The following is a 13983-nucleotide window of genomic DNA, read 5'->3' on the forward strand; positions in this document are numbered from 1 at the left end:
TGTGGAATTTCGGAGCGCACTGCGTTTTCAGTATGTGAGCCGCTCAATAAACGAAATGCACATCCGATAAAACTCATTGTTATGAAAACGCAACTTCTCCGTTTTGCCCTGTTTCTTCCGGCTTTCCTTTTCAGTATAGCCCTTGCCGCACAGGCCGATGGTTCGGGCACCATCAAAGCTACTGTTCTCGACGAAAATAGTCAGGCCCTGCCCGGTGCAGTGGTACGCATAGTGGGCACCAACATTGGCGGCACTGCCGATATGGATGGTATTGTGTTCCTCCGCGCCGTATCAGCCGGCACGTATGATGTAGAGGCCCGCATGGTGGGCTATAAATCATATACTAAACGCAGTGTAATGGTGAGCGCCGGACAAACGGCCTACATCACCTATCCGATGCAAATTAAAACCTGTGATACGTGTAAGGTGGCAGAAGTAGTGGATACCTATATTAAAGGACCGGTTGACCCTTCTTATTCTACACTCACCAATATCACTGCCGATCAGGTAAAACACATGGCTGTAGAACGTGGTAACATAAACGATATGGTTACAAACGTATGCTCTTCCTGCAGCCAGACTCAATCAGGCCAGCTTGTTATGCGCGGCTCACGTCCCGGCCAGTCGCAGTTGTTTGTGGATGGCGAAAAGATATATGGCAGCGCATCGGTTCCGGGGCTGGCTGTTGGACAGGTAACCGTGCTTTCGGGCGGTATTCCTGCCGAGTATGGCGACCTCTCGGGCGGCGCGGTAATCATTACCACCAAAAACTATGTAAGCGGCTGGCTCGATAAACAAAACATGTATCAGGCTGCTGCTGATGAAGCCGCCGAAAAGCAGAAAGCCGAAGATGCCAAGCGCGGCAAAACCCAAACCGGCGATGTAATTATTGAACAAGCCCCGGCCGACAGCACACAGGCACAACCTCAACAGCCGCAAAGCAGCGAAAGCACCCCGGCTCAGCTGCCGCAAACCCCGCCTCAGGCTCCTGCTGCTGCACCGGCACTCAATAATGATCCCCGTTAAAGATACAGCGGTGCATTGACGCTGCGCACCGCTGAATCCCCGCCCCTTCGCCACTGTTATGCGAAGGGGCTTTTTTGTTTACTGCGATTGATATAATTCATGCCACCCGTTAATGTGATATTGCTACTTGTCGTACAATTCTCCGGCCACCCACTTCCAGCTGAAAGAAATAAAGCCCGGAAGCCCAATCGGAAGTGGCTATAACAGCTGAACGATTAATCGCCTGTGAAAAGATCTGCCTGCCGAATGCATCAAACACCACTAAGCTGGAGGATTGGGCGAATGACCCGGAAAAATAAACCTGCACATGATCTGAAGCCGGCGATGGAAAAACGGAAACGATCCCCGCATCATTTCCGGCCGGTAGCCCGGTATTTATTGCCGGCAATTCAAATTTCCACATTCCTCGTCCATAAGTAGAACAGAATACAGTTCTCACGGCAGGCACAAATTCAATATCCGAAACATTGGCATTAGGAAATCCGTTCTGCATTTTTACCCATCCGCTAAGCGAATCGGCCAGCATATACATACCCGCCGAAGAGCCCAGAAATACCGTATTCTGAGCATCAGCCGTTAATTGTCCGCAGTTAAACTGAATATTGGGTAAGCCCGCGGAAAGATTTATCCATGATGCACCACCGTTAACCGATTTGTATATTTTACTTCCCGACAAATAGCCACCACACACAAGCCACACTTCGAGTGGTTGCTGCGGATGCACAAACACACGATGCACTGGTACACCCGCGGGAAGCGCGGCCGAATAATTCTGCCAGTTCTGCCCGGAGTTGAACGTTGCATAAAACCGGTTAAAATCTGTGGCATAAATTACGTTTGTATCAGAGGGGGCAAAGGCTACACAATTGAGATTATTCCCATTGTTTAATGCCGAAGAAAGAGGCACCCAGTTCATACAGGCATCGTTTGATTTCCACACTTCCGTAAAACCAGCAATGAACGAACGGGTATTTTGCGGATTCATTGCAAAAGGCGTAACCCAGTAACCGGTCCACACAGGCAACGGACTGTTTGATGCCGGGATGGAATACCAGTTTGCTCCGCCGGTCGCCGAGGCTGCCATTGCACCACCAATACCCATTACATAATGATTATTGGAAACTACCGGATCAATAAGCACTTCCATAATATCACCGCCCACATCTGAATGCCAGTTGTTGCCTGTGCCCTGACTTTTTACCACATAACAATTATCCTGCGCCCCCGCGCCAATTACCGAAGTATCCGTTTTACACACATCCATGCGGTAAAACTGCAATGCCCCTAAATTATTATTCAGATTAATCCAGGTTGCGCCGTCATCGTTGGTTTTCCAGATCCCTCCGTCGTTGCAGTCAAAAAAACGTCCGTTCCCGGTTTGTAAAATACCATGATGGTCGCAATGTACCGGAGCCCATTGCGACATTGTATTCCATGAAAAACCCGCGTCTGTACTTTTCCAGCTCCACACTGCGCCAAAATAATACCGCAGCGGCTGGCTCTGTGATACATCAAAATACAGATTAAACCACGTTTGCTGACCGATGTTGTGAAATGGTGCAGAAAACCACGTCTGTCCACCATCCGAAGTCTGGATAACATTCATGGAATCAGTGCCCAGCTTTATGCCTGCAGCAAAGAGGTAGCCCGGCTGAGCCGGCGAAACAGCGAGTTTGATTTTAAAATACACCGGCGGCAATCCAATGTCGCAAAAACTCCAGCTCAGTCCGTTATTGTTGCTTGAGCGTATGCGCGCATATGCATAATTCACATCAGGATATGATGTCGCATAAAGTAACGCTGCATTTTGCGGATCGCGTACAACACTGTAAAAATCACCTGTAAGCACTGAATTAAACGTCGCCCCGCCATCGGTTGAACGATAGATGTAGCGATTGGTAAGAACGACAAGGTGTCCTGACAATGAAGGATGTACCACAAAATCACGGATATATTCATTGGCTTGCAACGTAAATGAAAGTGCAGTAGAATCCCATGTAACACCACCATCGGTACTTTTCAAAAGGCCGAAAGAATAAGCATCACCACCATTCGCATCGCCGGTGGCAAGGTAAATGGTTTGGGGATTGAGCGGCTCGTAAAGAATTTTAGTTACACCAAGCGAAGCGAAAAAATCGGATACTGGTGTCCAGGCCAGTCCGGCATTACTACTTTTCCACAAACCTCCACTTGCCGAGCCTAACCAGATTGTGTTACTGTCGAGCGGGTCAACAGCCACACAGTTTACCCGGCCTGCCCCGCAAAGCGCATTTGCATTGCCTGGGCCAATATAGCTCCACGGCTGCTGTGCGGTTGAAAAAATCCGGTACGAACGAGCCGTTGTCGTCCATAATTCACGCATATCGGCTCCCGAGTAAGGTTGAATATCCTGACGGGGCGGCCTGTCAGGAAAGCCGGGATAATTGCCTGTGGCTGATTCCTGAATTTGCTGAGCCTGTAATAGAACAGACACTAAAATGCACAACAGTGCTGCCAGCCGGTGGTAAGATTTGGGTTTCATATGATGTATTAAGCAGGGGTAAGATAATGAATACAAAAAACTTAGCAGCACAGAAGCGTATTAATTTCCAGAAGTTAAAGAGGCTGTTAGGATTTTTCTCTCTAACAACTTTGTGTCTTTTTCAACTGATTAAACGTGGTAAAATCAAAAACGGCTTCGCCAACCTGACGAAGCCGTTTCCGGGGATGTAGCCCTGACCAGCAATCAGCGCTGTGTAAAGTCTATTTTAATCATGTACACGGCATCGGTTGATACGGGCGCGTTGTGTACATAGAATTTGTTGAGGCGTTCAATTACAGCCTGCTTTTGTGCTTCGGTGGTGGCATCGCAGTGCTGGATGTTGATTTGTCCGTTGCCGTCAATAGTGAAAGTCACTACGGCTACTCCGCTGCCCAGTTGTGCTTTTTCAGTGGCACTGAAGCCAAGGCGGTTGTTGATGCGTTTCATCAGGTCGCGGTTGCCGTTGTTGGCGGCGGCGGTAAAGGTGAAACCAAGCAGGAGGGCGAAGAGGAGTACGAGCTTTTTCATGATGCAGTGTTTTTATGTGTGTAGTGTTGTTCTTGGTGAGTTTCATGAATAAGACGCACAGGGGGTACCGGTTTGTTACAGGTGATGGTGAAAAAAATTTCATCCCCCGGTAAAAAAACACTTAAGACCAATAAAGACGGGGGCTTCAAAAACAAAAAAGCGCCCGGCCACTACTGCCGGACGCCCGCCTTCATGCGCGAAGCTGAAACTCACCGCTGCACGAAAAAGCATAAAATGAGTTAAAAAAGCCCTTTCAGCATATTCCAGATAAATTTGCAGGTAACACCAAAGCTATTGGCCTGATTTTCGGAATAGGCTTTCATCGCATTCAGCTCTGCCTGCTGGTAATAACGTTGATTATAATACACCGCATTAATTTTTCGGGTATTCCCCACTTTAGTCAGCGGATTTTCGCTCACCAGAATAAAATCAGCCACTTTTCCTGTTTCGATAGTCCCATAATCTTTTGTGATCCCGAAATAGGATGCGGGGTTAATGGTTGCCGTTTGAATGGCTTCAGCAGGAGTCAGTCCGGCTTTTACCAGTTCTTCCAGTTCATCGTGCAAACTAAATCCGTGATACACATAACGATCAAGCGCATCCGTACCTGCAAGAATTTTAACCCCCTTACGATGTGCTTCTCCGGTTATTTCAAGGCCTCTTTTATAGTATTTCATCAGTGTTGCCTTTTGCGCCTCCGTTTCAACTCCTGAAGTATGCAAACCGGCCCATGTTTCCCATATCCACAACTGTGTTCCTTCGATGTATTTATTTTCTGCTCGGTTTACAAAAGCCGTATCAAAAGCAAAAGCTTCTTTTTTGTTAGACGTAACGTGAGTAGGCACATACCACACATTGTTTTCTGCCATAAGCGAAAGAACAGTATCTTCAATCTGAGCACTCTGGTTGCGCAGATAACATTCCTGACGTATTAGTTCATGCTCATCGGTACTCTTTATGGAGGAAAAATGCGGAATAAATGCCCAGGCGTGTTCAACGCTTTTAAAACCGGTTTTCAACGTCGTTTGTATATCGGCCGTTTCGGGCAAATGCCCCAACACAGGCATTTGCAGTCGTTTCGCCTCCTCCAATACCTGCATAAATGCCTCCGGAGAAAATTCATCACCTTCCATCTGAAGTTTGATAAACGGCTCTCCTCTTCCCTTCAGTTTCGTTACCAGATAGTTTGCCTTTGTTTTCAATGATGCTCCCTCTATATCATCAAGCCCCTCCACATGAAAACTACAAGATTCCTGAATTCTTGGAACAAGCAGATTTTCTTTCTGCATTTGTAATTTCCACTTATCAGCATCCTTTTTCTCGTGAGTATCAATATCGCTTATCCATGATTCGCCATCGCCCATATCGCGCACACCGGTAACTCCATTGGCAATCAGTAACGGAAAGTGCAGCTGCGGCGAAAGTGAAAGCGTATGCACATGCATATCCCACAATCCCGGGAGAACAAAACTTCCTTTTGCATCAATCGTAACCTTATTTACTGGCAACAGGCTGTCCTGCATATTCCCGATACGGACAATCCGCCCGTTTTTTACTTCTATATATGCCTGACCCACAACCGTATCTTGCATAAAATCGGCTATCCGACAATTCACTAATACGAAATCAGGAACGGCTTCCTTTTTTTGAGAATAAGTATCAAGCGGAAGATTTACTCCGATAATAAAAACAACAAGCACAACTCCGATGAGCAGTAAGATAACACGGCCAATAATCTTCAGAATTTTTTTCAGGCGTTTCATATTGCAGGTTTTGGATTACAGCATTGTTAACAACGTTCCCAGCCAGTTACATACGTTGTGCGATAAATATGCAAGCAATATGCTTCTGCTTTTTACAGTTACCCAACCCCATACATATCCGGCAAGTGCTGTCATAAGAAAGAAAAAGGGATCAAAATGTATTGAATAATCGTTGGTTAATCCAAACGCATGTACGAACCCAAAAAGCAATGCCGTAATCAATACAGAAGGATTTCCAGCCCTCGGAACAGAAGGCTTCAGCACAGTACTAAGCAAGCCTAACAAAACCCCGCGGAACATAATTTCTTCTTCAATCGAGGGCATTGTAAATTCAAAAATCAGCGTCTCCGTATCCCACTGTTGATTACCCATAAAAAAGGAAAGCGCAAGCGATGTGATTGTCAGTAATGAAACCGCAACAACTGTGCTGCGAATGGTTGCCGGATTTTGCCTGAGTGTGAAAAAATTATTGCCGTTGAAGTGATTTTTGAAAAGGATTACGGACAAAATACCCACAACCAGTCCCAGTACTTTTCCGTCCCAATTCCAGTTCCCTCCTATAAAATCGAACGCAGGCACATAATTAGGTAATGATAGTGCAAGTTGATTAATGATATAAAGTACCGAAAACAAAGCCAGCCGCATATAATTTTCCCGGCTTCGGATATTCATCAACCCGATTGCAAGTGGTATTATCACGACGAGATGAAGAAGTAGTTCGAGAAAAGATTTTATCATGGAAAATCAATTAGTATGAGCTAAACAAAGCATCGCATTAGATGTGAATTTGATTTCAGGGTATGACGAACAGTGGGTATTCGTTTGTTACAGAGGAGTTGATTTTTTTTACAAACGGTTCCGTTAGCTTACGGGCAAAGACTTTGACACAAAAAAATGGCTGTATATTGCAGCTTCTAAATACACTCCTAAATGAAAAAATTTATTTGGTCGTCCGCTGCTCTGGCTTTGCTTATTGCCTGCTCTGAAGCTGCGGCTGATAAAAAAAATCAGGGTCCGGCCCGCGATATTGTGGCCGAAAACGTGGACTCGACGGTTAATCCCGGCGATAATTTTTTCCGTTTTGCCAACGGTCGCTGGATTAAAAACAACCCGATTCCGGGTTCGGAAAACAGCTGGACCATTGGTCATCTGGTGCGTGATGAAATAAACACCAATTTGCGCCGGATAAATGAAGATGCGGCGAAAGCCGGTGCTGCTGAGGGCAGCGATACCCGAAAAATCGGCGATTTCTGGAGCACCGGCATGGATTCGGCCAAAGCGGATAAGCTGGGTATTACTCCGCTGCAAAACGAACTGGGCCTGATAAACGCAGCTGCTGACCTCAAGGGCATCATTAATGCGGCGTTGGCGCTGGAGCCGCTGGGCACAGGTGTTTTCTGGGCTGGTTATATCGGACAGGATGCACGCAACAGCGAAGTAATGGCTGTTGGACTGTATCAGGGCGGAATTGGTTTGGAAGAGCGCGAATATTATCTCGATAATGATTCGGCCACCAAAGAAATACGCACCGAGTACCAGGCTCATATCGGGCGTATGCTCGTGCTGCTGGGCCAGCCCGAAGCCGACGCTTCGAAAGCAGCCGCTGATGTGGTGGCTTTCGAAACCAAACTGGCACAAGTATCGCGCAAACTTGAAGACCGACGCGATCCGGAGAAAAACTACAATAAAATGGCCGTGGAAGATGTGACAAAAAAACTCACCCCTTCCATCGACTGGAAAACGGCGTTTACAGGCTTCGGTCTGAAAAATGTGGACTCTGTAATTGTAGGCCAGCCCGAATTTTACAGCGGTCTCGAAAAAGCCCTGAAATCGACACCTGTGCCGGTTTTGCAAAACTACATGCGCTACCACCTGGTAACTTCATATGCCGATTATCTTTCAAAGCCTGTGGACACGGAGCATTTCAATTTCTACGGCAAAATCCTTTCCGGCGCACGCGAACAACGTCCGCGGTGGAAACGGGTGCTGGATTCGGAAGGCGATGCAATGGGTATGGTGCTGGGAAAACTGTTTGTGAAAGAATATTTCCCTGAACGCGCCAAAAAACGGTACAGCGACATGGTGGAAGCCGTGCGCGAAGTTTATGCCGAACGCATTAAGGCGCTTACATGGATGGACGACAGCACCAAACAGAAGGCGCTTTCCAAACTCAGCACCATGAAGAAAAAAGTAGGCTATCCTGATGTGTGGAAAGATTACTCGAAGCTCATTATTGGCACCAACTCTTACTGCGAAAATATGATGAATGCTTCGCGCTGGATGTTTAACGACATGATTTCGAAATACGGCAAACCGGTTGACCGCACCGAATGGGAAATGACACCGCAAACCTATAATGCCTACTACAACCCGTCGAACAATGAAATTGTGCTGCCTGCGGCCATCTTTGCCATACCGGGAATGCCTGATTCACTCATCGACGACGCAGTGGTGTATGGCTATGGCGGCGCTTCAACCATCGGGCACGAAATCACCCACGGTTTTGATGATGAAGGCCGTAAGTTTGATGCCTACGGCAACCTGAAAGAATGGTGGACAAAATCAGATGCCGAAAAGTTTGTAAAACGAGCACAGGTAATGGTTGACCAGTTTGACGGCTATGAGCCGCTGCCTGGAAAACACATTAACGGCAAAGCCACACTGGGCGAAAACATTGCCGATTACGGCGGCATCCTGCTCGGCCTTGAAGCATTTAAAAAGACGGAGCAATACAAGAAAGGTGAAAAAATTTCGGGCTACACACCCGTGCAGCGTTACTTCCTCGGTTACGCATTAGGCTGGCTGGGCCACCAAACCGAGAAGCAGCTCACCAAACGCCTGATGACCGATGTACACTCGCCTGCCGAGTGGCGCGTTAACGGTCCGTTTGCCAATATCCCTGAATTTTATGCCGCGTTTGGCGTGAAAGAAGGTCAGGCTATGTGGCGCCCCGATTCGCTGCGGGTTCAGATCTGGTAACCTGCCACACACATTTTACAACGCGCAATTGTACAACGTACAGTTGCGCGTTGTAATTTAGAGGCTGTGAGTGAAACGCCCGAAAAAAAAATCACCGATCCTGCTGCGGCTTTAACCAAAGCACAACGCTGGTGCGCCTTTCAGGAACGCAGCCAGCAGGAAACACGCGACAAGCTCTACCAATGGGGCCTGTGGCCTGAGGCGATTGAACACATCATTGCCGAACTCATAAGCACCAACTTCCTGAGCGAAGAACGTTTTGCAGAAGCATTTGTGAGCGGAAAATTCCGCATCAAACAATGGGGGCGCGTAAAAATAAAACAGGAACTCAAACAGCACCGCGTCAGCGATCCCATTATCCGTAAAGCTCTTTCCGGAATTGACAGTGGCGAATATTACCGCACACTTCAAAAAACCGCACAAAAAAAAGCACGTACTGAGAAAGAAAAACACCCGCAGAAAAGAAAGTACAAACTCATGCGCTACCTCATTTCGCGGGGGTTTGAGCAGGATCTTGTGCGTGAAGTGGTAGAAGAGTTGCTGCAGGACGAATAATTAATATGGATAAAACCGCCTTTATCAAATCCATCTTCGATCCTTATTTTGAAGCCGACAAATCGGTGTGGGCGGTATTTGCCGAAGCATTTACCGAAAGAACATTCAAACGGAACCAGCTTATCAAGGAAGCCGGAAAACACGAAGAATATCTCAATATTATTGTCAGCGGATCAGCCGGCATCTTTGCATTGCGCAACGAACAAACGGTTTGCCTTGATCTTTGCTACGAACAGGATGTATGTTGCGACTACATGTCGTTTCTTACACAAACACCTACGCCCCTTTACACACAGGCATTCGAACCCTTGCAGCTGCTCTCGGTTCCCTTTCAGGCATTGCAGCAGGTGTATGAGCAATCGGCCATAGGTAATAAAATAGGGCGTCTCGCTGCGGAAGGGCTTTACATCCACAAACAAAACCAGCAAATCGACCTGCTTACACGTACAGCCGAGGAACGCTACCTCATGCTCATGCAAAAACAACCGCAGGTTATTCTCCGCACACCTTCAAAGCACATTGCTTCATTCCTCGGCATCACACCCGAAAGCATGAGCCGCATCCGCAAAAACTCCGGCAATCAGCAAACCGGATAACACCATGTGGTATAAACTGCAAAAACCGCCTCTCAGCGGTTCTTGCAGCACTTGTTTCCGGTTAACTATTACGCTTAGTGAAGATCAAAACGATCAGCATTCATCACTTTTGTCCAGGCATTGATGAAGTCGTGAACAAACTTCTCACGGTTATCATCCTGCGCATAAAACTCGGCATAGGCACGCAGAATTGAGTTCGAGCCGAATACAAGATCAACGCGTGTGGCTGTCCATTTTGTTTCGCCGGTTTTGCGGTTTACAAGTCGGTACATATTGTCGCCAGCCGGTTTCCACGCATACTGCATATCGGTAAGGTTCACGAAGAAATCGGTAGTGAGCTTACCGGGATTGCTGGTAAACACGCCATGTGCGGTGCCGCTGTGGTTTGTGCCCAGCACGCGCATACCGCCAACCAGCACAGTCATTTCGGCCGCAGTGAGGCCCATGAGTTGTGCGCGGTCAATGAGCAGTTCTTCGGGACTCACTTCGTAATCTTTCTTGAGCCAGTTTCTGAATCCGTCGTGCACAGGCTCCAGATACTGGAATGATTCTGCGTCTGTAGCTACCTGTGTGGCATCGCCACGGCCGGGTGCAAAAGGAACAGTTACATTGAAGCCGGCATCGCGTGCTGCTTTTTCAACCGCTGCGGTGCCGCCAAGCACAATCAGGTCGGCAAGGCTTACTTTTTTGTTCAGTCCGGCCTGAATTTCTTCGAGCTTGCGGAGCACTTTATCGAGCTGCGCCGGTTCGTTGGCCTGCCAGTTTTTCTGCGGCTCAAGACGAATGCGTGCACCGTTTGCACCGCCTCTGTAATCCGACTGACGGAACGTGCGGGCGCTGTCCCAGGCAGTCACAATGAGTTCAGCAGCAGTGAGGCCGCTGTTGAGCAGCGTTTGCTTCAGCGCGTCTGTTTCTGAATCAGAAAGTGTGTAACTGGCTGCCGGAACGGGATCCTGCCAGATGAGATCTTCTTTGGGCACATCGGCGCCGAGGTAGCGGCTTTTCGGGCCCATATCGCGGTGTGTGAGTTTGAACCATGCACGCGCGAATGTTTCCTCGAAATAAGCCGGATCGTTGTAAAAACGTTCAGAAATTTTGCGGTACTCCGGATCCATTTTCAATGCCATGTCGGCATCAGTCATAATCGGGTTGCGGCGCACGCCGGGTATGTGGGCATCAAACGGCTTGTCTTCTTCTTTCATGTTCACCGGCTCCCACTGCGAGGCACCGAACGGACTTTTGGTCAACGCCCAGTCGTGGTTGAGGAGCAGGTGAAAGTAAGTACGGTTCCATTTATCGGGTGTGGTGGTCCAGGCGCCTTCAAGGCCACTGGTTACAGTGTGCTCGGCATTTCCTTTGCCGCCTGCATTGATCCAGCCCATGCCCTGTTCGTGAATGGCGGCAGCTTCGGGTTCGGGACCGATGTTTGACGGATTGCCGTTGCCGTGTGCTTTACCCACCGTGTGCCCGCCGGCTGTAAGCGCGGCCGTCTCTTCATCGTTCATGCCCATGCGCTTAAATGTGGTGCGCATGTCCTGCGCGGTGCGCAGCGGATCAGATTTCCCGTCAACACCTTCGGGGTTTACATAAATCAACCCCATTTGCACGGCCGCCAGCGGATTCTCAAGCGACTCACTGTTGCCGGGTTCGGAGTAGCGGCTTTTTGCCAGCCATTCTTTTTCGGCACCCCAGTACACGTCTTTTTCAGGATGCCAGATATCTTCGCGGCCGCCGCCAAAACCAAATGTTTTGAAGCCCATTGACTCGTAAGCCATGTTGCCGGCCAGAATCATAAGATCAGCCCACGAAATTTTGTTGCCGTATTTCTTTTTGATGGGATAAAGAAGGCGGCGGGCTTTGTCGAGGTTGCCGTTGTCGGGCCAGCTGTTGAGCGGGGCAAAACGCAGGTTGCCGGTATTTGCGCCGCCGCGTCCGTCGCCTGCACGGTATGTACCCGCAGCATGCCAGGCCATACGAATCATCAATCCGCCGTAATGCCCCCAGTCGGCCGGCCACCAGTCCTGACTTTCGGTCATCATTTTTTTGAGATCGGCTTTCAGTGCTTCAAGATCGAGCTTGGCAAACGCTTCGCGGTAATTGAAACCGGTGTCAGTAGGTTTTGTTTTTACATCATGCTGATGCAAAATATCAAGATTTAAGGCTTTGGGCCATTTGTCGTAAACCGATTTCTGAGTTTCGGTGTTGGCTCCATGTCCGAACGGACATTTTCCGGTTTTTGCTTCCATGTGTGTGAATTTATTTTTACAAGTTAAGTGCTTTGATTGGCATGCTGAAACAGCTTTAGCTGATTTATCTCACCTTTCGGTATAATTTAATTTACGCTTTACAACCCGCATTCCGGCTAATCGAAAACAAACACAAAATCAACCATTGTTCAGGTGCAAAGCAAATGTGGGAATTCCCCTAAATTCAATCAAACTGAATGTTTCTATCTTTGTATAGATAAAATCTATCAGTAAAATGAATCTGCAGCAGCTCGAATACATCATTGCCGTTGACAATTACCGCCATTTTTTGCGTGCATCGCAGGCCTGCAATGTAACACAGGCCACGCTGAGTATGATGATAAAAAAGCTGGAAGAAGAACTTAACGAAGTAATATTCGACCGGAGCAAACAGCCGGTAGTGCCCACAGCTGTGGGCGAAAAAATAATTGCACAGGCGCGCCGGATACTCAGCGAAGCAAAATACCTGAAGGAAATGCTTCAACTTGAAAAAGGAGAGATTTCGGGCACGCTTAAAGTAGGTATCATTCCAACAATTGCACCGTATCTGCTTCCTTTGTTCTTACGTAAACTCGGGCAGGATTATCCCAAACTCAGTTTATCCATTTACGAATTCACCACCGATACATTGGTACAAAAACTAAAATCGGGCGAACTTGATGTGGGCATTCTCTCCACACCGCTGCACACCAAAGCAATACACGAAACAGTACTTTACTATGAGAAATACTTTTTGTACGTAAACGAAAACGAGCCTCAATACAACAAAAAGTACATTCTGCCCGAACATATTGACCTCAATAAACTCTGGTTGCTGGAAGAAGGTCACTGCCTGCGCAATCAGATTCTCAACCTCTGCGAACTGAAAAAGCAAAGCCACAGTAAACATGCTGTGCATTACGAAGCCGGAAGCATTGAAACGTTGATTAATCTGGTAGATAATAATTACGGCCTGACCATCATCCCCGAGCTGGCGGCTCAAAAACTATCAAAAAAACAGCAGCACCAGATAAAAAGTTTCAGAGGGCCGGTGCCGGTGAGGGAAATAAGTCTGGTTACGCATCAGCCTTATGTAAAAGAACGGCTTACCGGAATTCTGAAAGAAGCCATTTTAGCCTGTATTCCGCGCAGCATGCAGCAAAAGGCCAATGCACTGGTGCTTGAAAACTAATGGGCGCTATTTGGAAGGCATATCAAAAAAGCCTTCGTTTTTCATTGCTTCAAGCGCCTGCAGCAAGCATTCTTTCGAATCGTAAATACTGAAACGGCGGCGGGCAGCTTTGCCCTGTGCATCGGTGTAATACACAATAAATGCATCGTTGCCAATGGCACGGCGGTGATACTTAACACTCAGAATATCATCGCGCAAAATAGCAGGCGTATCCGTAAAACCAAACATACGATATGCTGCAAATGCCGAAAAACCGGCAAGCGTAAGTGTTAAAGCCGCCAGCAGGTAATAGTCAGACATGATCATCACTACACAGAAAAAGAGCATGATCAACGCCGCCACCGACATACCAATTACTTCAAACCAGAGCTTTTTACTGTTGGGCTGTGGAAGCACGGCCGGAAGTTCTTTTTTGGCTACTACAAGTCTGTCGGCCAGCACATGGCAATACATACCATCGGCCAGTACAAAATGCGGATGCTGCGGTTCGTTCATGGGGCAAAGGTAAGACTCACTTTGCAACAAACTAAATTAAGGCGTGCAAGTGCTTACAAGCGACTATTGAAATTCGTGTAAACTATAACTGTTTATAAATTAA

The 13983-nt window shown here is 47.7% G+C and carries 11 protein-coding genes; 5 read left to right on the top strand and 6 right to left on the bottom strand.

Features of this window, described 5'->3' with window-relative positions:
- Positions 1-81 precede the first annotated feature (81 nt).
- Positions 82-1026: a carboxypeptidase regulatory-like domain-containing protein gene (locus IM638_14985; GenBank protein ID MCA6364341.1), complete on the top strand. Its 945-nt coding sequence runs from the start codon at positions 82-84 to the stop codon at positions 1024-1026.
- Between the two features lie 109 nt (positions 1027-1135).
- Here IM638_14985 and IM638_14990 read toward each other — a convergent pair whose 3' ends face one another.
- From IM638_14990 to IM638_15005, 4 genes are all read right to left on the bottom strand, one after another.
- On the bottom strand, positions 1136-3547 hold the full coding sequence (locus tag IM638_14990; GenBank protein MCA6364342.1) for a T9SS type A sorting domain-containing protein: 2412 nt from the start codon (positions 3545-3547) through the stop codon (positions 1136-1138).
- A 204-nt stretch (positions 3548-3751) separates the two neighbouring features.
- Positions 3752-4075: a hypothetical protein gene (locus tag IM638_14995; GenBank protein ID MCA6364343.1), complete on the bottom strand. Its 324-nt coding sequence runs from the start codon at positions 4073-4075 to the stop codon at positions 3752-3754.
- A 239-nt stretch (positions 4076-4314) separates the two neighbouring features.
- Entirely contained in the window at positions 4315-5838 is a 1524-nt protein-coding gene (locus IM638_15000) for an amidohydrolase family protein (protein ID MCA6364344.1), read from the bottom strand.
- Positions 5839-5853: 15 nt separating this feature from the next.
- A complete protein-coding gene (locus tag IM638_15005; GenBank protein ID MCA6364345.1) occupies positions 5854-6576 on the bottom strand; it encodes a CPBP family intramembrane metalloprotease in 723 nt (240 codons plus the stop codon).
- Positions 6577-6768: 192 nt separating this feature from the next.
- Here IM638_15005 and IM638_15010 point away from each other — a divergent pair, with 192 nt between their 5' ends.
- The 3 genes from IM638_15010 (at position 6769) to IM638_15020 (ending at position 9968) form a co-directional block, all read left to right on the top strand.
- Positions 6769-8817 (top strand): M13 family metallopeptidase, encoded by a 2049-nt coding sequence (locus IM638_15010; GenBank protein ID MCA6364346.1) that lies wholly within the window; start codon positions 6769-6771, stop codon positions 8815-8817.
- A 66-nt stretch (positions 8818-8883) separates the two neighbouring features.
- Positions 8884-9372 (top strand): regulatory protein RecX, encoded by a 489-nt coding sequence (locus tag IM638_15015; GenBank protein ID MCA6364347.1) that lies wholly within the window; start codon positions 8884-8886, stop codon positions 9370-9372.
- Between the two features lie 5 nt (positions 9373-9377).
- Entirely contained in the window at positions 9378-9968 is a 591-nt protein-coding gene (locus IM638_15020; protein ID MCA6364348.1) for a Crp/Fnr family transcriptional regulator, read from the top strand.
- 74 nt (positions 9969-10042) lie between these two features.
- Here the strand turns inward: IM638_15020 and katG are convergent, their stop codons facing one another.
- Positions 10043-12214, bottom strand: coding sequence for a catalase/peroxidase HPI (gene katG, locus IM638_15025; GenBank protein MCA6364349.1), 2172 nt, complete (start codon positions 12212-12214; stop codon positions 10043-10045).
- A gap of 235 nt (positions 12215-12449) precedes the next feature.
- Between katG and IM638_15030 the strand changes: the two genes are divergently transcribed.
- The gene (locus tag IM638_15030) at positions 12450-13385 is read left to right on the top strand and encodes a LysR family transcriptional regulator (protein MCA6364350.1); all 936 of its coding nucleotides are present in this window, start codon (positions 12450-12452) and stop codon (positions 13383-13385) included.
- 6 nt (positions 13386-13391) lie between these two features.
- On the opposite strand, the gene IM638_15035 is transcribed toward IM638_15030, so the two are convergent.
- Positions 13392-13880 (bottom strand): hypothetical protein, encoded by a 489-nt coding sequence (locus tag IM638_15035; GenBank protein MCA6364351.1) that lies wholly within the window; start codon positions 13878-13880, stop codon positions 13392-13394.
- Positions 13881-13983: the final 103 nt, after the last annotated feature.

The sequence above is a fragment of the Bacteroidota bacterium genome (assembly GCA_020402865.1).
Classification (GTDB): Bacteria; Bacteroidota; Bacteroidia; order Palsa-965; family Palsa-965.

Coding starts and splice junctions, on each gene's coding strand:
- IM638_14985 (MCA6364341.1), top strand. CDS start 82: ATGAAAACGCAACTTCTCCGTTTTGCCCTGTTTCTTCCGGCTTTCCTT.
- IM638_14990 (MCA6364342.1), bottom strand. CDS start 3,547: ATGAAACCCAAATCTTACCACCGGCTGGCAGCACTGTTGTGCATTTTA.
- IM638_14995 (MCA6364343.1), bottom strand. CDS start 4,075: ATGAAAAAGCTCGTACTCCTCTTCGCCCTCCTGCTTGGTTTCACCTTT.
- IM638_15000 (MCA6364344.1), bottom strand. CDS start 5,838: ATGAAACGCCTGAAAAAAATTCTGAAGATTATTGGCCGTGTTATCTTA.
- IM638_15005 (MCA6364345.1), bottom strand. CDS start 6,576: ATGATAAAATCTTTTCTCGAACTACTTCTTCATCTCGTCGTGATAATA.
- IM638_15010 (MCA6364346.1), top strand. CDS start 6,769: ATGAAAAAATTTATTTGGTCGTCCGCTGCTCTGGCTTTGCTTATTGCC.
- IM638_15020 (MCA6364348.1), top strand. CDS start 9,378: ATGGATAAAACCGCCTTTATCAAATCCATCTTCGATCCTTATTTTGAA.
- katG (MCA6364349.1), bottom strand. CDS start 12,214: ATGGAAGCAAAAACCGGAAAATGTCCGTTCGGACATGGAGCCAACACC.
- IM638_15030 (MCA6364350.1), top strand. CDS start 12,450: ATGAATCTGCAGCAGCTCGAATACATCATTGCCGTTGACAATTACCGC.
- IM638_15035 (MCA6364351.1), bottom strand. CDS start 13,880: ATGAACGAACCGCAGCATCCGCATTTTGTACTGGCCGATGGTATGTAT.